This is a genomic window from Nocardia amamiensis NBRC 102102, assembly GCF_001612745.1.
GTDB classification, from domain to species: domain Bacteria; phylum Actinomycetota; class Actinomycetes; order Mycobacteriales; family Mycobacteriaceae; genus Nocardia; species Nocardia amamiensis.
Genome location: NZ_BDBA01000064.1, coordinates 1 through 17,634, shown reverse-complemented (window position 1 = coordinate 17,634; position 17,634 = coordinate 1). Strand labels below are relative to the sequence as shown.

The 17,634-nt window shown below is 68.2% G+C and carries 20 protein-coding genes; 15 read left to right on the top strand and 5 right to left on the bottom strand.

The features are described from left to right. Positions 1-133: 133 nt before the first annotated feature. Complete coding sequence (locus NA4_RS14745) at positions 134-1,123, top strand: alpha/beta hydrolase (RefSeq protein WP_067470171.1); 990 nt, start codon at positions 134-136, stop codon at positions 1,121-1,123. A gap of 88 nt (positions 1,124-1,211) precedes the next feature. Here NA4_RS14745 and NA4_RS14740 read toward each other — a convergent pair whose 3' ends face one another. Together NA4_RS14740 and NA4_RS14735 are read right to left on the bottom strand one after the other, a co-directional pair. After that, a complete protein-coding gene (locus NA4_RS14740; protein WP_067470169.1) occupies positions 1,212-2,237 on the bottom strand; it encodes an SDR family oxidoreductase in 1,026 nt (341 codons plus the stop codon). Positions 2,238-2,285: 48 nt separating this feature from the next. After that, complete coding sequence (locus tag NA4_RS14735; protein ID WP_084497098.1) at positions 2,286-3,107, bottom strand: enoyl-CoA hydratase-related protein; 822 nt, start codon at positions 3,105-3,107, stop codon at positions 2,286-2,288. Positions 3,108-3,235: 128 nt separating this feature from the next. Here NA4_RS14735 and NA4_RS14730 point away from each other — a divergent pair, with 128 nt between their 5' ends. Next, positions 3,236-4,474, top strand: coding sequence for a TetR/AcrR family transcriptional regulator (locus NA4_RS14730; RefSeq protein ID WP_067470166.1), 1,239 nt, complete (start codon positions 3,236-3,238; stop codon positions 4,472-4,474). A gap of 9 nt (positions 4,475-4,483) precedes the next feature. Here NA4_RS14730 and NA4_RS14725 read toward each other — a convergent pair whose 3' ends face one another. Continuing rightward, positions 4,484-6,007, bottom strand: coding sequence for an aldehyde dehydrogenase family protein (locus NA4_RS14725; protein ID WP_084497099.1), 1,524 nt, complete (start codon positions 6,005-6,007; stop codon positions 4,484-4,486). Positions 6,008-6,503: 496 nt separating this feature from the next. Here NA4_RS14725 and NA4_RS14720 point away from each other — a divergent pair, with 496 nt between their 5' ends. The 3 genes from NA4_RS14720 to NA4_RS14710 are packed head-to-tail and all read left to right on the top strand — an operon-like array spanning position 6,504 to position 9,171. After that, a complete protein-coding gene (locus NA4_RS14720; RefSeq protein WP_067470183.1) occupies positions 6,504-7,487 on the top strand; it encodes a daunorubicin/doxorubicin resistance ABC transporter ATP-binding protein DrrA in 984 nt (327 codons plus the stop codon). Then, positions 7,484-8,308: an ABC transporter permease gene (locus tag NA4_RS14715; RefSeq protein WP_067470164.1), complete on the top strand. Its 825-nt coding sequence runs from the start codon at positions 7,484-7,486 to the stop codon at positions 8,306-8,308. The genes NA4_RS14720 and NA4_RS14715 overlap by 4 nt, the downstream gene beginning before the upstream one ends. After that, positions 8,305-9,171: an ABC transporter permease gene (locus NA4_RS14710; RefSeq protein WP_067470163.1), complete on the top strand. Its 867-nt coding sequence runs from the start codon at positions 8,305-8,307 to the stop codon at positions 9,169-9,171. The genes NA4_RS14715 and NA4_RS14710 overlap by 4 nt, the downstream gene beginning before the upstream one ends. On the opposite strand, the gene NA4_RS14705 is transcribed toward NA4_RS14710, so the two are convergent. Further along, positions 9,141-10,331, bottom strand: coding sequence for a lycopene cyclase family protein (locus tag NA4_RS14705; RefSeq protein ID WP_067470162.1), 1,191 nt, complete (start codon positions 10,329-10,331; stop codon positions 9,141-9,143). The genes NA4_RS14710 and NA4_RS14705 overlap by 31 nt on opposite strands. 234 nt (positions 10,332-10,565) lie before the next feature. Here NA4_RS14705 and NA4_RS14700 point away from each other — a divergent pair, with 234 nt between their 5' ends. Continuing rightward, complete coding sequence (locus NA4_RS14700) at positions 10,566-11,570, top strand: alpha/beta hydrolase (RefSeq protein WP_067470160.1); 1,005 nt, start codon at positions 10,566-10,568, stop codon at positions 11,568-11,570. A 16-nt stretch (positions 11,571-11,586) separates the two neighbouring features. Then, the gene (locus NA4_RS14695; RefSeq protein WP_067470158.1) at positions 11,587-12,522 is read left to right on the top strand and encodes a lipase family alpha/beta hydrolase; all 936 of its coding nucleotides are present in this window, start codon (positions 11,587-11,589) and stop codon (positions 12,520-12,522) included. Between the two features lie 9 nt (positions 12,523-12,531). On the opposite strand, the gene NA4_RS14690 is transcribed toward NA4_RS14695, so the two are convergent. Continuing rightward, the gene (locus NA4_RS14690) at positions 12,532-13,008 is read right to left on the bottom strand and encodes a hotdog fold domain-containing protein (protein WP_067470156.1); all 477 of its coding nucleotides are present in this window, start codon (positions 13,006-13,008) and stop codon (positions 12,532-12,534) included. A 452-nt stretch (positions 13,009-13,460) separates the two neighbouring features. On the opposite strand from NA4_RS14690, the gene rpsJ reads away from it, so the two are divergent. The 8 genes from rpsJ to rpsC form a co-directional block, all read left to right on the top strand. Then, a complete protein-coding gene (gene rpsJ, locus NA4_RS14685) occupies positions 13,461-13,766 on the top strand; it encodes a 30S ribosomal protein S10 (RefSeq protein WP_003938093.1) in 306 nt (101 codons plus the stop codon). Between the two features lie 14 nt (positions 13,767-13,780). Further along, positions 13,781-14,446: a 50S ribosomal protein L3 gene (rplC, locus tag NA4_RS14680; RefSeq protein WP_067470154.1), complete on the top strand. Its 666-nt coding sequence runs from the start codon at positions 13,781-13,783 to the stop codon at positions 14,444-14,446. Next, positions 14,443-15,117, top strand: coding sequence for a 50S ribosomal protein L4 (gene rplD / locus NA4_RS14675; RefSeq protein WP_067470153.1), 675 nt, complete (start codon positions 14,443-14,445; stop codon positions 15,115-15,117). The genes rplC and rplD overlap by 4 nt, the downstream gene beginning before the upstream one ends. Continuing rightward, entirely contained in the window at positions 15,114-15,419 is a 306-nt protein-coding gene (gene rplW, locus NA4_RS14670) for a 50S ribosomal protein L23 (RefSeq protein WP_011207266.1), read from the top strand. The genes rplD and rplW overlap by 4 nt, the downstream gene beginning before the upstream one ends. A gap of 33 nt (positions 15,420-15,452) precedes the next feature. Continuing rightward, the gene (gene rplB, locus NA4_RS14665; RefSeq protein WP_040864840.1) at positions 15,453-16,289 is read left to right on the top strand and encodes a 50S ribosomal protein L2; all 837 of its coding nucleotides are present in this window, start codon (positions 15,453-15,455) and stop codon (positions 16,287-16,289) included. Between the two features lie 15 nt (positions 16,290-16,304). After that, on the top strand, positions 16,305-16,586 hold the full coding sequence (gene rpsS, locus NA4_RS14660; RefSeq protein WP_043719741.1) for a 30S ribosomal protein S19: 282 nt from the start codon (positions 16,305-16,307) through the stop codon (positions 16,584-16,586). After that, complete coding sequence (gene rplV / locus NA4_RS14655) at positions 16,583-16,984, top strand: 50S ribosomal protein L22 (protein ID WP_040774082.1); 402 nt, start codon at positions 16,583-16,585, stop codon at positions 16,982-16,984. Before rpsS ends, rplV begins: the two co-directional genes overlap by 4 nt. Then, the coding region (gene rpsC / locus NA4_RS14650; RefSeq protein ID WP_067470151.1) for a 30S ribosomal protein S3 at positions 16,985-17,634 on the top strand (650 nt) is incomplete at its 3' end.

Sequence of the window (17,634 nt, the reverse complement as noted above, 5' to 3'; positions counted from 1 at the left end):
CACCCGGCGCGTGGGGCATGCAGAGCGAATCTCGAGACGAAGCGAAGGTGCGAAATTGATACGTCGACAGACCCGGCGCGGCGGCCTGCGTGCCGCGGCAGCGATCGCGGCAACGGCAGTGCTCGCGGGAGTGATGACCGGTCTCGGCGCGTCCAGTGCGACAGCTGATCCGATCATCGATTCGAAAACCCTGCTGGGCAACCCGGTCGCCCCGGACGGTTCGCGTATCACCAAGGCCGAGTACAAGGACTCGCGCAGCATCCGGCTGTACGTGTACTCGGCGGCGATGGACGAGAAGATCATCATCGACGTCCAGCGCCCGGCCGACGCATCCGTGCCGCGCCCGACGCTGTACCTGCTCAACGGCGCGGGCGGCGGCGAGGACGACGCCTCGTGGCAGGCGAGGACCGACGCGCTGGAGTTCCTGTCGGACAAGAACGTCAACGTGATCCAGCCGATCGGCGGCAAGTGGAGCTACTACACCGACTGGATCAAGGACGATCCGGTGCTTGGCCGCAACAAGTGGAAGACCTTCTTCACCGAGGAGCTTCCGCCGCTGATCGATGGCGCGCTCGGCACCAACGGCGTGAACGCCATCGCGGGCCTGTCCACCTCGGGCACCACGGTGCTCGCGCTGCCGATCCACAAGCCGGGCCTGTACAAGGCCGCCGCGGCCTACAGCGGCTGCGCGCAGACCAGTGACCCGGTGGGCGCGCGGTTCGTGAAGCTGACCGTGGAGACCTGGGGCGGCGGCAACACCGAGAACATGTGGGGTCCCGAGGGCGGACCGGAGTGGGTGGCCAACGACCCGTACGTGCACGCCGAGGGACTGCGCGGGCTCGGGCTCTACATCTCCACCGGCAACGGCCTGCCCGGCGAGCACGACACGCTGAACGGCCAGTACGCCCTCCCCGGCCCCTACGGTCTGGCCAACCAGATCATCATCGGCGGCGTGATCGAGGCGGGCACCAACTACTGCACGAACAATCTGAAGACCAAGTTGGACCAGCTGGGTATCCCGGCCACGTACAACTTCCGCAACTCCGGCACCCACTCGTGGGGTTACTGGCGCGACGAGTTCCAGCGCTCGTGGCCGGTGCTCGCGAGCGGCCTCGGCATCTGAGCCGCTGACCCGGTCCGGATCACCCGGCGCAGCCTTCCGACCGCCTGGTCGCCCACCTTGGGCGACCAGGCGGTCGGCTTTTCGGGGATCAGACCCAGTTCTCGATCCAGTACTTCCAGATCCGCGGCGCGTAGGCGCCCAGGGGCGGAACCTTGATATCGCTGCCCGCGAGCGCCGCGCTGGCGTGGCGGCAGTCGAACCAGCAGGTGAACTCGCTGTGCTCCAGGACGTCCAGCGGGACGCCGACGCGGGGGAGCAGCCAGTTGGCGCCGGGGATGCGCAACATCATGTCCAGGGTGCGTTTGGGCATCACCTCTACCAGATGCGGCGCGCCCGCCTCGTCGGCGAACAGGTTCAGCGCCTCGACCGCGCTCTGCCTGCGCGGGTCGACCAGGTGGTAGGTGGTCTTGTCCGAGCCGGGCCGGTGCGCGATGTGGTCCAGGGCACGCGCGACGAAATCGACCGGGACCATATTGGTCTCGCCGAGCTTGGGCACCAGCACCGGCAGGAGCCTGGGCAGTTGCGCGCCCATCCGCAGCAGCTGGAAGAAGTAATACGGCCCACCGATGCTATCGATCTCGCCGGTCCTGGAATGGCCGATCACGATGGACGGACGATAGATGCGCCAGCGCAGGGAGGAGTCCCGCACGATCCGCTCGGCTTCGAATTCGGCCCGCTGCGTCGGCGTGGCCAGCGACTGACCGTGGTCGAACATGTCCTCGGTGAACAGGCCCTCGCTGGACCCGGCCACCGCCACGGTCGAGACATGGTGCAGCAGATCGGCATTCAGCTCCTCGGCGACCTCGACCAGATGCCTGGTTCCGCCGCCGCGCTCGGTCAGCTCGTAGCCGGCCGCCAAGTGGAAGACGTGCTGGATGCCGCCGCGATGGCGCGCCAGCCAGGCCGGGTCGATGCCGAGTCCGGGTGCGCCGAGATCGCCGCACACCAAGCGGACGCGGTCGCCGCCCGCCCATTCCTGCGCACAGCAGGCGAACCGGTCGGCCGCGGCGTCACCCGGCCGGACCAGTACATGGATGTCACCCTCGCGTTTCAGGAGCTCGGGGATGAGGAACCGACCGATGAACCCAGTTGCCCCGGTAACCAGGTAAGTCATAGCCGATGAACATAGTCGCCTGTCGCCGGGTTCCGCGCGGCGGGCCGATCAGTCGGCGAAGACGGGTTTGCGCTTGGTGAGCATCGCCGTGGCGCCCTCGGCGAAATCCGGGGACTGCAACAACTCGGTCTGCCCGGCCTTTTCGGCGGCCAGCGCCGCGTCCAGCGAGGTCAGCGTGGCCTGGTTCAGCGCTTGCTTGGTCAATTCCAGCGCTCGGCGCGGCCCCGCGGCGATCTTCGCGACGGCCGCTGCGACCGCGTCGTCGAGTTCGTTGTCCGCAACGACCGCCGTGAACAATCCGGCGGTCCTGGCGGCAGGGGCGGGCAGGCGCTCGCCGAGCAGCGCCATCCGCGCGGCAAGGGGACGGCCTGCCGCCGCGGCGACCAGCGCGGCCGCACCGCCGTCGGGCATCAAGCCGATGTTGATGAAAGCCAACAGCAGGTAGGAATCCTCGCTGGCGTAGACCAGGTCGGCGGCCAGCGCGATGCCGACGCCGACGCCCGCCGCGGCGCCCCGGATACGTGCGATCACCGGCACCGGCGCGTCGACGATCGCGCGCACCAGCCGGTTCGCCGCATCCATCACCATGTCCGAGGTGATGCCGCGGCGCGCCTCGTCCGCGCTCGCCGACAGATCGGCCCCGGTGCAGAAGTCGCCGCCCGCACCGGTCAGGGCGATCACGCGTACCGAGCGGTCCTCGGCAGCGGCCAGGAAGACGTCCCCGAGCGCGACCATCGTGTCGTAATCGATGGCGTTCTTGCGCTTCGGATTGGTGATCGTGACTCGGAGCACCTTGCCGTCCGTGACCGCCGTGAACCCCCTGCCAGCCGCGGGCATGTTGGCGGCATCCACGGAATCGGTGTTGCTCATGTTCGCTCCTACGCTGGAATTCGGCAGCTCGCCAGCCATGAATAGTGGTTAACTTTGCGAATTGTGGTTAACTTAGGGTCGATTGTCGGGCGCTGTCAACCAGCGCCGCCGGAGAAACGGAGAGGTGCATGGTCGCGGATCGCAGCGAGATCGGTCTCGCTCCCGCGCGGCCCGACCCGGGAAGCAGGGCCGGTGCGCAGGGCGCACCCCAGGTCCGCCGCCGCCCCAAGGACCGCAAGGTCCAGATCATCCGGGCGGCCGCGCGAGCGTTCAGCGAACGCGGGTACTACCCGGTGGGTGTGGACGAGATCGCCGCGGAGGTCGGGATCTCCGGTCCCGCGCTGTATCGGCATTTCACGAACAAGTACGCGCTGTTGGTCGCGGCCGCCGAGGAGGGCGCCCGGCATCTGCTGACTGTCGCCCAGACGGCCGACGACACACGGCGCGACCCCGCGCAGCGCTTGGACGCGCTGATCCGCGCGATCAGCGAGCACACCATCGAGATCCGCCGCGAAGCCGGGCTCTACCGCTGGGAACGGCGCTATCTCGAACGCGACGACCGCGTCCGGATCAAGCGGATCTACGACGACCTGAACAGCACGCTCGCCGCGCCGATCGCGCTGCTGCGGCCCGCCGCGCCGCCCGCGGACGTGGCGATGCTGGCCGCGGGCGTGCTCAGCGCGATCGCGAGTATCGCGGCGCACCGCACCGCACTGTCGAGTGCCAGACTGCTTCCCCTGCTGCACGAGCTGGCCTGGGCCGTCCTGCGGACCGAACTGCCCGCCGCGCCCGTGGAGCCCGATCCTGGTTTGCCTGTCCGCGGCATCCCGGTGACCTCGAAGCGCGAACAGCTGCTCACCGAGGCGATCCGGATCTTCGGCCGCCAGGGCTATCACGAGGCGAGCATCGAGGAGATCGGCGCCGCCGTCGGAATCAACGCCTCCAGCGTGTACCGGTACTTCGCGAGCAAGTCCGACCTACTCGCCGCGGCTTTCTACCGCACCGGCGACCGGCTGGCCATCGCGATCACCGAGGCGCTGGCCGAGGCGACCAGCCGGGAGGACGCGGCTCGGCGGCTGGCCGACCGCTACGCCAAGCTCAGCTTCGCCATGCCGGAGATCATGCCGGTCTACTACGCCGAATTCAGCAACCTGCCGCAGTCCGAACAGCACAAGCTGCGCGCCATCCAGCGGCAGAACGTGCTGGAGTGGGCCAACTTGCTCGACGGAGATCCGGTGGAGGCGCGTTTCCGCGTGCACGCCGCCATCGGTCAAGTGATCGATGTCGGCAGGCTGATCCGATTCGATTCCCGCCCAGCCCAACTCGCGCGCGTGACGGCGCTGATGGACGCGGTGCTGCTCGGCTGAGCCAGCGGCTCAGGTGCGTGCGTGCCGGATCCGGAAGATCGTTCTGGCCAGCCGCAGGTGGCGCGGGTGCCGGTCGAACGTGGACAGGTTCACCGGCGCCTGGTACCGCTTCCGCGCGATGGCCAGCGTCCTGCTGAACTCGCGCAGGCCCTGGTCGCCGTGGCTGTGGCCTTGCCCGTACTCGCCGACACCGCCGAAGGGCAACGCGGGGATGCCGGCGTAGGCGGTGGAGGAGTTGATCGTCACCACGCCGACCCGCAGCCGCTCGGCGAATGCCTCGATCTCGTGCACGTCCCTGGTGAACACCGACACCGCGACGTCGGTGCCGACCGCGTTGATCCGTTCGGCGGCGTCCTCCATGCTCGCCACCTTGTTCACGATGAGCACCGGGCCGATGCCCTCGCCGGTGATGGCGCTGCTCTCCTCCGGCACCTCGGCCAGCACGATCGGCTCGATGTAGGGCTCGCGGATCGAGTCCAGCCCGCCGACCACGGCGCGCCCGCCGCGGGCCACCGCGTCGCGCACCTGCCTGCGCACCACGTCGACCTGTGACTCCATGATCATCGGACCGTAGGACGCCTTCCGGTCCGCGCCAGGCCGCAGCCTGCGGGCCTGGTCCACGACCAGTTCCAGAAAGCGATCGTAGACCGACTGGGCGACATAGGCCCGCTGGATACCGGTGGCGTTCTGCCCGGCATTGGCCATGGCGCCGAACACCGCGGCCTCGGCGGCGTCGTCGAGCTTCGCGTCCACGTGCACGACCATGCTGCCCTTGCCGCTGCGCTCGACGACGACCGGCGTCATGGTCCGCGCGCACGCCGCGATCACCTCGCGGGCGCCTGCCTCCGGACCGGCGTAGGCGATCTTGTCGACCTTGGCCCGGCACAGCGCCGTGCCGGTCGCGCTGTCGCCGGTAACCACCTGCAGCACTGGTTGATTCGGCGCCAGCCGAGCCCAGCTGTCCGCCAGCCACACTCCGACGCCGGTGGTGAGCTCGTGCGGCTTGAAGACCACCGCGTTGCCCGCCGCCATCGCATAGGCGATCGAACCCATCGGGGTGAACACCGGGTTGTTCCACGGCCCGAGCACCCCGACCACGCCCAGCGGCAGGTAGCCGACCGACGCCCGCTGGTTACGGCTGAGCCAGCTGGAACCGATGCGCCGCCGGTCCAGCGCACGGGCGGCGTTGCGGGCGGCCCAATCCAGGTTCTCCACCGCGAGCATCACCTCGATCGCGGCGTCCACCTCCGGCTTCCCGGTCTCTTCGCACAGCAAGGCGACCAATTCGCCGGAGCGCCGGGCGATATCGCGTTTCCAATCCAGCAGCCAGCGCCTGCGAGTGTTGAAACCCAGGTCGGCCCACCACTTTTCGGTCGCGCGGGCGTTGCGCACGGCGCGGTTCAGTTCGCCGGTGCCCATCACCGCGTAGTTGCCGACGACCTCGCCGGTGCGCGGATCGTAGGACGTGAGCACGTTCGTTCGGCCCGTTCCTCCCGGACGCGCCGCCACCCATGGCTGCGCGGACTCGGCCATGATCACCTCTCGCAGTGTCGAAACCAGCGTGCGGACCGCTCAGCGGGGCACAGCCGCGGACGAGTGAGTGTGGTCCCCCCAAAGCAGAGTATGGGCAGGCGCGGCGGGCCGACAAGGCTCGGTCGCCACCACTCGGACGCCCCGGATCGCCCTCACCAGCGTCGATCCCTTGCGCGACGAACCGAGGGCAGGAAATGTGAGTAAGGACACAATTGATCGGCGCCGAAAGGGTGGCCGCCTCGCCTCCACCCGGCTCCGCGCAGACTGAGGACGGACTTCGTCCGGCAGCGTCGTTTCGGCAACTGCCTCTGCCTTTGCTCCGCCCGGGGCGGGCTGCGGATGGAATTCGTCCGGCTGCGCCCTGTAGGTATCCGCGCGACGCGAAAGCCGCGGCGAGCGGGCCGGTAACATCACGCCGAGCGCGACGTATGACCAATCCGAGCGCAGCATGCGCTCGGGCGACCTCGTCGCCGCACCGGCCGATAGTGGAGAGTTGATGCCGAGTTCCAACCAAGCAGATTCGCATGCGGGTGAGCCAGCGGTCCGGGTAGCGGACGTCCGCAAGTCATTCGGCGACGTGCATGCACTGCAGGGCATCAGCTTCGTCGCCGAGCGCGCCTCCGTCCTCGGCATCCTCGGCCCCAACGGCGCGGGCAAGACCACCACGGTGAAGGTTCTCGCCACCCTGTTGCGCCCCGACTCCGGCACCGCCGAGGTCGCCGGGCACGACGTGCTGAAGGACCCGGCGGGCGTGCGCCGATCGATCATGATGACCGGGCAGTACGCCGCGCTGGACGAGAACCTCTCCGGGCGGGAGAACCTGGAGCTGTTCGGCAGGCTGATGGGCCTGGGCAAGTCCGCGGCCCGCAAGCGCGCCGACACCTTGCTCGAGGAATTCGATCTGGTGAGCGCGGGCCGCCGTGCGGTGCGCCAGTACTCGGGTGGCATGCGCCGCCGCGTCGACATCGCCTGCGGCCTGGTCGTTCGTCCCGAGGTGGTGTTCCTCGACGAGCCGACCACCGGCCTCGACCCGCGCAGCCGCCAGGGTGTCTGGGATCTGGTGACCGCGCTGAAGGAGCAGGGCATCACCGTGCTGCTGACCACGCAGTACCTCGAGGAAGCCGACGTGCTCAGCGACAACATCATCGTGATCGACAAGGGCACGGTGATCGCCGAGGGCACCGCCGACGAGCTCAAGGAGAAGACCGGCGGCAGCTACTGCGAAGTGGTCCCGCTCGACCCGACCAAGCTGCGCACCGCCGCGTACGCGCTCGGCGACCTGGTGCCGCCCGCGGTCATGGCCGACCTGAACGGCGGCGATCGGCTGTCCATCCCGGCGCCCGAGGGCGCGGCGACGCTGACCGAGGCGCTGCGCAGGCTCGACAGCGCGGGCGTGGAGCTGGCCGACATCGCGTTGCGCCGCCCCTCGCTCGATGACGTGTTCCTGTCCATCACCGGCCACTCGGGCGGTCACGCGTGACCGCTGCGACCGCCCCGGAAAGCGCACCGGCCGCGGCGACGCTGTTCGCCGGCCTACCCGTGGCGCGGCCGTCGGCCTTCGCGCAGTGGCGCGCGCTGACCGGCCGCATCGTCCGCACCATGGCCACCAAAGGCGAGCTGATCGCCGCGGTGGTCACGCCGCTGGTCTTCACCGTCGGCTTCTACCTGCCGCTGCGCTACGTGATGAAGTTCCAGGGCATCGACTACGCGCAGTTCGTCATGCCGATCATCGTGCTGCAGACCATGGCCTTCACGATGATGTCGAATGCCCAGGTGGCCGCGTTCGAGGCGATGACCGGACTGAGCACCCGATTGCAGACCATGCCGATCGGCACGCTGGTGCCGTTCTCCGCGCGCATCAGCGCCGGGCTGGTCCGGTCGGTCACCTCGCTCGCCGCGGCGGTGCTCTTCGGGCACATCATCGGATTCCGCTTCGTCGCCGGTTTCGGCCAGGCGGTGCTGTTCTGTGTCTTCTCCCTCGCCATCGGCACGGTCCTGGCGATCGGTGCCGACGCGCTCGGCAGCCTGACCAAGAGCCCGGAGTCGCTGAGCCAGGCGCTCACCCTGCCGACGCTGATCTTCGGCATGCTCTCCTGCGGGTTCGTGCCCGAACGCAGCTTCCCGGAGTGGATCCGTCCCTTCGTGCGCAACCAGCCGATCTCCCAGTTCTCCTTCGCCCTGCGCGATATGGCGGCGGACGGCGTGAGCTGGCAGGTGTTGTGGGTGCCGCTGGTCTGGGTGCTCGGGCTGGCGGCGGCGTTCGTTCCGTTGGCGATCTGGGCGAGTGTGAGGCGGTCATGAGTTCTGTGCAGACGACCGTGGTGCCCGCGGGCGACGCCGAACGGCTCGGCCCGACGGCGCTGCCCGAGGTGGCGGCGCGCCCGGAGGGTTCGGTCCGCAACTGGGCCACCCAGAGCCTGATCCAGTGCGGGCGGCTGCTGCGGGTGTGGGCGCGCGATCCGGCGACGACGATCCAGACGCTGCTCTATCCGGCGCTCACCCTGCTGATGTTCCGCATCGTGCTCGGCGACTCGATCAGCCTGGCCACCGGCCAGCCGAGCGTCTACGGAACCGTTCCGATGATCACGCTGGTCGCGGCCATGTCCGGTGCGGTGGTCAGCGCCCTCGGCTTCAAGATGGAGAAGCTCACCGGGCTGCTCGGCCGGTTCTGGACCATGCCGGTCCATCGCGCGGCCGGCTTGACCGGGCGGCTGCTCGCCGAGGCGATCCGGGTGCTGGTCACCACGCTGTTCGTGATCGCGGTCGGCTTCACCATCGGCTTCCGATTCGATCAGGGACCGCTGGCGGCGCTGGCGCTGATCGGCATTCCGGTGCTGTTCGGTGTGGCGTTCGCGGTGCTGGTCACCGCGGTGGCGACGATGTCGGAGGGTGTGATGCTGGTGAACACCATCGGCCTGATCAGCACCCTGCTGATGTTCTTCAACTCCGGATTCGTCCCGACGTTCGTCTACCCGACGTGGCTGCAAGGCGTCGTCGGCAACCAGCCGATGAGCTGCGCCATCGACGCGATGAAGGGTCTGTCCTACGGCGGCCCGGTGGCCGAACCGCTGCTGAAGACGCTCGCCTGGGTGATCGGGCTGACGGTGGTGTTCGCCTATCCCGCGATCCGCGGCTACCGGCGCGCGGCCGAGACCGGCGCCTGATCGAAGTCGTAGTCCAGCCAGCGATCCCGGTTGGTCCAGCCGACCAGGTCGTAGCGCCAGCGGAACGGCCAGGTGTGCGCGACCGTGTTGAACAGCACGGCGCCCAAGGCGGTGTAGTCGTCGTGCGCGGATAGCAGAGCGCGCTGGCCGCGTGGGGAGGCGCTGAAGAACGCGTCGAACATGGCGATGGACTGTTCGGTGGTGAGTCTGCCCAGGCCGTAGAGGCCGCGCATCCGCATCCAGTACACGAGTCGTGCCCGTAGCGGCCATAGTTCGGCGATCGGGTCGCGGCCCTGGCGCAGCGCGGCGATCGCGGTGTCGGCCAGCGTGAGCGAGTCGGCCACGCTGTAGCCGGTGCACGGGTGCATCATGCCGCCGCGCGAACCGAACGGAATGGCCCTCGCCTCGCCTTTGCGTGGCGGCGGCTGGTCGAGCGGATAGTGCGCCGCCTCGCTCGATTCGGTGCCGGTGAGCCGGATGCCGTGCGTGGCGAGGCGGTTGAGCGTGCGCTTGCGCAGTTCGTGCTGCGGCATGCCGCCGCGCAGGCCGAGGCTGGTCTCTTCGAAGATCACCGTGCCGTCGCCGAGCGGCACCGCGTAGAGGAACGACGGCGGCTCGCCGGGACCCGCGCCGTTCTCCGGCCGCCAGTCCAGCAGCAGACCCTCGCCATCGGAGACCATCGGCGCGGCTGTCTCGGCGGCGACGAAGATCCCGTGCGCGCTCGCCGCCCTGCGGCGTCCGAGGGTAGGCAGCCCGCGGGTGTCGAATACCGCTGCCGCCGTGTGCACGGCACCGTCGGCGAGCTCCACCTCATGCGCGTCCACCCGGGTGGCGCGGCCCGCGATGACGGTGGCGTCGTCGAGCGGGAGCACTTCGCGCAGACCGGGTTTGGACAGCACACAGTACGGCCGGTCGATGCGATGCTCGGTTTTCGTCCAGACCGTCGGCTCCGGGATCGTGGTCGCGATGGCGCCCGGCGGCAGCCAATCCGGCAACTCGTCCGCCCAGCAGGAGTAGGTCGGCGGCCACAAGCGGTCGGGACGTGGATCGATCGCGGTCACCGACAGCCCGGCCCGCAGTGCGCGGTGGGCGAGGGCCCGCCCGGCCGGGCCGAGTCCGACCACGCACACATCGACTTCCCGGACCGCGCTGAGACCCATAGAGGCATTCAATCCGCTGGGCGGACGAAAGCGCAACTATTCCGATCACGCGAGCCCAAGGAATTCGGGTCTCGCGATATTCGTCACAAAACGGATCACTTCTCGACGCGAATTCCATTCCGTGTGTGCCCCCAGAATCAGTGGCCCAGCAACTTCAGTCATGAAATGCCTTGCGGCGCACCATAGCCTGAGTTCGGAATGCGAGGCGTTCCGGGATTCTGGATAAGGGGCATCATGAGAGGAAGACAACTCCGCTGGCTCGTGCTGGTCGCCGCCACCGTCGGCGCGGCCGCATCGGCGGTCGTACCGGCGCAGGCAGACGCGGCACCCGCGGAGTCTTCTATCGTTTCTGTGCAGGAGCACAGCGCTCGCACTCTGACCTTGACGGTGCATTCCGCCGCCATGGATCTCGACATCCCGGTCGAGGTGCAGCGCGCCGCGGACACCAGTGTGCCGCGCCCGGTGCTGTATCTGCTGCTCGGCGCGGGGGGCGGCAGCGATGGCTCCACCTGGGCAACGAAAACCGATGCGATGCAATTCCTCTCGGACAAGAACGTGCACGCGGTCACGCCGATCGGCGGGATGTTCAGCTACTACGCGGACTGGCAGAAGGACGACCCGAGGCTCGGGCGCCAGAAATGGAAGACATTCCTGAGCAGCGAACTGCCGCCACTGATCAACGCGCATCTCGGGACCAGCGGACGCAACGCGGTGGCCGGCTTCTCGATGTCGGGCACCACGACGCTCGCGCTCGCCGCGACCACCGGTGACCTGTTCTCCAGCGTCGCGGCCTACAGCGGTTGCGCGCAGACCAGCGACCCGGTGGGTCGTGAGTTCATCCGGCTCACCGTCGAGGAGTGGGGATGGGCCGAGATGGACAACATGTGGGGTCCCGCGGACGACCCGCAGTGGCGAGCCAACGATCCCTACGTGCAAGCGGAGGGGCTGCGCGGAAAATCGATCTACATCTCCAGCGGCAATGGGCTTCCCGGTGTCTACGACGTGTACGGCGGAAAATACTCGCTGCCCGGCGCGTGGGGTTTCTCGAATCAGATCGTGCTCGGCGGGGTCATCGAGGCAGCGACCAATTACTGCTCGCAGAATATGAAATCCCGGCTGGACAGCCTGGGAATCGCCGCGCGATACAACTTCCGGCCGGAAGGCACCCATACCTGGGGCTATTGGGAAGACGCGCTGAAGGACTCGTGGCCAACGCTGTCCGCCCCACTGGGAATCTGATCCTCGGGACTTCGGGATGACTATTCGCTCGTACGCCGCGCGTATCGCCGGCCTGCTGCTCGCCGCCGCCTGCACGGTGGTGCTGCACATGCCGAATGCGGTTGCCGCGCCGCAGCTGCCATTGCTGGACGGTGCCAATGATCGGTCCTGCCGTCCCACGCATGCGCGAGCTGAGCCGGTGGTGCTGTTGCACGGGTCGGGCACCGATGCCGTCCGCAGTTTCCTCTTGCTCGCACCCGCGCTGCGGGCTGAGGGGCACTGCGTGTTCGCCGCGAATCTCGGTGCGGCGCCGGGGGTTGTCGATGCGGTGAGCGGCCAGACCGGTTCCAGCTCGCCCGGCATGGGGCCGATCGGCGCCGCGTTGCAGGGGCGTGTGGTCTACGGCGTGGCCGACATCGATCGGATGGCCGGGGAGCTCGCCGATGTCGTGGAAGCGGTACGGAACGCGACCGGGGCGAGCCGAGTGGCGCTGGTGGGGCACTCCACCGGCGGCACGGTGATCCGGCAGTACCTGCGAGCCCGCGGCGCGGACGCGGTGTCGCAGGTGGTGACCATGGGAACGCCCTATCGCGGTTCGACCTGGGCCGGGTTGCGCGGCACCTATCCGGACCTGGCCTCGCTCGGCCTGGGCAACGCGCAGATCGCCGCCCAGGTCTACGGAACTCCGGGACAGCAGCAGGTGGTCGGGTCACCGCTGCTGAACCGGCTGAACGCGGGAGGCGAGACCGTGCCCGGTCTCCGGTACACGGCCATCGCCTCCCGCGCCGACGAAGTGATCACCCCGCAGGACACCGCCCTGCTCGCCGCCCCCGCCGAGGGCGACCGCAACATCTGGCTCCAGGACGGCTGCCCCGGCAACGCCGCCAACCACAGCGGATTGCTGTCCGACCCGCGCACCGCCGCGGCCGTTCTCTCGGCACTCGCCGGCGACACGCGCCCCCTGCCGTGTTGAGTGGTCGCCCTACTTGGGCGTGACCCAGGTGGTGATGTCGGCGTGCACGACCTCCAGGCCGTGCTTGTCGTAGATCGACACCGGCACCACCAGTTCGCGGCCTTCGGTGAGGGTCGCGAAGTCGGGTACCTCGGCCAGCTGCGCAACGGCGCGCAGACCGGTCTCCGCCTTGGCCAGGTACTGCACGTTCATCGCCTTCGGAATCCACCGGTGTGTCGCGGGCACGGTCGCCTCGCTCAGCATGCCCATCGCGACCTCGGCCAGGTTGCACGCCGCGATGGCATGAAACGTGCCCAGATGGTTGTGGATGCCGAACCATTTCGGTGAGGTCACCTCGCACAGCCCCGGTTCGAGTCGGACCACGTTCGGCAGCACGGTGCCGAAGTACGGCACCCGAGCCACCATTCCCAGCGAGAACAGGGCGTGCCCCAGCCGGTTGTCCGGCAGCTTCTTCCAGCCGCGATAGGTCGCGGTCTCGTTCGTCATGGGCGGTATCTTACTCGCAAGTAAGTTCTCGGTATGCACCTGATTTGAAGTGTCGCCGGGGCTTCGGGCATACTGTTCGGGTTGCCCTGCACCGGGCCGTGTCCGTAACCCCTCGGGAAACGGATGGCTGGGCGGGGCGAGCAGTACCCCATTGTGTACCTCGCCGGGTTTCTGGCGTGGGTACGTCCGGGACAGTGTTCCAGGCCTGAGATGCTTTGCGATCCGGAGCCGAGGAATGAGCGGACGGGCGACACGCCCGACCGCGTGGACCGGAGAACCATGACAGATGAACAGCGGCGAGGATCGGGCATGCCCGGTCGTGGTCTCGAGAGGCTCGACCCACTCGGGCTGGGACGTCTTCGTGTGTTCGGGCTGTGCAAATGAGGGTGGTCCAGATGGCTGGCTAGCCGGCTTCCGGACCACGAAGGAAAGCGGAGAAAAGGACACTTAGCGTGGCGGGACAAAAGATCCGCATCAGGCTCAAGGCCTATGACCACGAGGCGATCGACGCATCGGCGCGCAAGATCGTGGAGACGGTGACCCGCACCGGGGCACGCGTCGTCGGCCCGGTGCCGTTGCCGACCGAGAAGAACGTGTACTGCGTCATCCGTTCGCCGCACAAGTACAAGGACTCGCGCGAGCACTTCGAGATGCGGACGCACAAGCGCCTTATCGACATCCTCGACCCGACGCCGAAGACGGTGGACGCGCTCATGCGCATCGACCTGCCGGCCAGCGTCGACGTCAACATTCAGTGACGGGGACTCGAGACATGACTGACAACAAGAGCAGGCCGGCCGCCGGCATCCTGGGCACCAAGCTCGGCATGACCCAGGTCTTCGACGACAACAACCGCGTCGTTCCCGTGACCGTCATCAAGGCCGGGCCGAACGTCGTCACCCAGATCCGCACCGTGGAGCGCGACGGCTACAGCGCCGTCCAGGTCGCGTTCGGCGCGATCGACCCGCGCAAGGTGAACAAGCCGGTCTCCGGCCAGTTCGCCAAGGCCGGTGTCACGCCCCGCCGCCACGTCGCCGAGATCCGGGTCGCGGACGCCTCCACCTTCGAGGTCGGCCAGGAGATCAGCGCCGAGGTGTTCGAAGAGGGCAGCTACGTCGACGTGACCGGCACCAGCAAGGGCAAGGGCTTCGCGGGCACCATGAAGCGCCACGGCTTCCGTGGTCAGGGCGCCTCGCACGGTGCGCAGGCCGTGCACCGCCGCCCGGGTTCGATCGGTGGCTGCGCCACCCCCGGCCGCGTGTTCAAGGGCATGCGCATGTCGGGCCGGATGGGTAACGACCGGGTCACCACGCAGAACCTGTCGGTGCACAAGGTGGATGCCGAGAACGGCCTGCTGCTGATCAAGGGAGCGATCCCGGGTCGCAAGGGCGGCGTCGTGATCGTCAAGAGCGCCGTGAAGGGTGGTGCGCACGCATGACCAGCCTCGAGAAGAAGGCCAACCTGACGCTGCCGGTCAAGGAGATCGGCGGCAAGACCAATGGCACCGTCGAGCTCCCCGCGGAGATCTTCGACGCGACCGCCAACATCGCGCTGATGCACCAGGTCGTCGTGGCCCAGCAGGCCGCGGCCCGCCAGGGCACCCACGCGACCAAGACCCGTGGCGAGGTGCGCGGTGGCGGCAAGAAGCCGTACCGGCAGAAGGGCACCGGTCGCGCCCGTCAGGGTTCGACCCGCGCGCCGCAGTTCGTCGGCGGTGGCACCGTGCACGGCCCGCAGCCGCGCGACTACAGCCAGCGCCTGCCCAAGAAGATGAAGGCCGCCGCATTGCGTGGCGCCCTGTCCGACCGGGCCCGCAACGAGCGCATCCACGTGATCACCGAATTGGTGGCGGGCCAGACCCCGTCCACCAAGACCGCCAAGACCTTCCTGGCCGAGCTGTCGGACCGCAAGAAGTTCCTGGTCGTGGTCGGCCGCGAGGACCTCGCCGCGTGGAAGAGCGTGGCGAACCTGCAGAACGTGCACCCGATCGCTCCGGACCAGCTCAACACCTACGACGTGCTCAACAGCGACGACGTGGTGTTCAGCGTCGAGGCGCTCAACGCGTTCGTGCACGGCCCGGCCGAGGCTGCACAGGAGGAGAGCAAGTGACCACCATCGCCGACCCCCGCGACATTCTGCTGGCGCCGGTCATCTCCGAGAAGTCCTACGGACTGATCGAGGAAGGCACCTACACCTTCCTGGTGCACCCGGACTCCAACAAGACGCAGATCAAGATCGCCGTGGAGAAGGTCTTCGGTGTGAAGGTGACCAGCGTCAACACCGCCAACCGTCAGGGCAAGCGCAAGCGGACCCGCTTCGGTTACGGCAAGCGCAAGAACACCAAGCGCGCGCTCGTGACCATCTCGGCCGACAGCAAGCCCATCGAGATCTTCGGAGGCCCGGTCGCGTAAGCGCCTGGGAGTCCAGAAAGCAGAGAAGAACTCATGGCAATCCGTAAGTACAAGCCGACAACGCCGGGCCGTCGTGGCGCCAGCGTCTCGGACTTCGCCGAGATCACCCGGTCGACCCCGGAGAAGTCGCTGCTGCGCCCGCTGAGCAAGTCCGGCGGCCGCAACGCCCACGGCCGGATCACCACCCGCCACCGCGGTGGCGGTCACAAGCGTGCCTACCGTCTGATCGACTTCCGTCGCCTGGACAAGGACGGCATCCCGGCCAAGGTCGCGCACATCGAGTACGACCCGAACCGGACCGCGAACATCGCGCTGCTGCACTTCGTGGACGGCGAGAAGCGCTACATCATCGCCCCCAAGGGCGTGACGCAGGGCACCCGCATCGAGTCCGGCCCGACGGCCGACATCAAGCCGGGCAACAACCTGCCGCTGCGCAACATCCCCACCGGTACCACCATCCACGCGGTGGAGCTGCGTCCGGGCGGCGGCGCCAAGCTGGCCCGTTCCGCCGGGATGAGCATCCAGCTGCTGGGTAAGGAAGGTCCGTACGCCACGCTGCGTATGCCCTCCGGTGAGATTCGCCGCGTCGACGTGCGCTGCCGCGCCACCGTCGGCGAGGTCGGCAACGCCGAGCAGTCGAACATCAACTGGGGCAAGGCCGGCCGCATGCGCTGGAAGGGTCGCCGCCCCACGGTCCGTGGTGTCGTCATGAACCCGGTCGACCACCCGCATGGTGGTGGTGAAGGTAAGACCTCCGGTGGTCGCCACCCGGTCTCGCCGTGGGGTCAGCCGGAAGGCCGCACCCGCAAGCCCAACCGTCCGAGCGACAAGCTCATCGTCCGCCGTCGCAAGACCGGCAAGAAGCGCTGAAGGAGGAGGTAAGAAATGCCACGCAGCCTCAAGAAAGGCCCGTTTGTCGACGACCACCTCCTCAAGAAGGTGGACGTGCAGAACGAGAAGGGCACCAAGCAGGTCATCAAGACCTGGTCGCGTCGTTCGACCATCATCCCCGATTTCATCGGGCACACCTTCGCCGTCCACGACGGTCGCAAGCATGTGCCGGTGTTCATCTCGGACAACATGGTCGGGCACAAGCTCGGTGAGTTCGCGCCGACCAGGACGTTCAAGAGCCACGTCAAGGAAGACCGGAAGAGCAAGCGGCGATGACGACTGAGACTCAGAACCCGACTGCGCGCGCGACCGCCAAGTACGTTCGCGTCACCCCGATGAAGGCACGCCGTGTCGTGGACCTGGTCCGCGGCAAGCGTGTCGAGGACGCCCTCGCCCTGCTGAAGTTCGCGCCCCAGGCCGCGAGCGAGCCGGTCGCCAAGGTCGTCGCCAGTGCTGCGGCCAACGCCGAGAACAACCTCGGCCTGAACCCGGCCACGCTGGTCATCTCGACGGCTTACGTCGACGAGGGCGCCACCATGAAGCGGTTCCAGCCGCGTGCCCAGGGCCGTGCGTTCCGCATTCGCAAGCGCACCAGCCACATCACCATCGAGGTCGAGAGCATCCCCACCGCCGGTGGATCCACTCGTAACCGCCGGAAGGGAGGGGCAAAGTAAATGGGACAGAAGATCAACCCCCACGGCTTCCGCCTCGGTATCACCACCGACTGGAAGTCGCGTTGGTACGCGGACAAGCAGTACGCGGACTACGTGAAGGAAGACGTCGCGATCCGCAAGCTGCTGGCCACCGGCATGGAGCGGGCGGGCATCTCCAAGGTCGAGATCGAGCGCACTCGTGACCGCGTTCGGGTGGACATCCACACCGCGCGTCCCGGCATCGTGATCGGCCGCCGCGGCGCCGAGGCCGACCGCATCCGCGCCGAGCTGGAGAAGCTCACCGGCAAGCAGGTGCAGCTGAACATCCTCGAGGTCAAGAACCCCGAGTCCGATGCGCAGCTGGTCGCCCAGGCGGTCGCGGAGCAGCTGTCCAACCGTGTGGCGTTCCGTCGCGCGATGCGCAAGGCCATTCAGTCGGCCATGCGTTCGCCGAACGTCAAGGGCATCCGTGTGCAGTGCTCGGGCCGCCTCGGCGGCGCGGAAATGTCGCGCTCGGAGTTCTACCGCGAGGGTCGGGTGCCGCTGCACACGCTGCGCGCCGACATCGACTACGGCCTGTATGAGGCCAGGACCACCTTCGGTCGCATCGGCGTGAAGGTCTGGATCTACAAGGGCGACATCGTCGGTGGCAAGCGTGAGCTGGCCGCCGC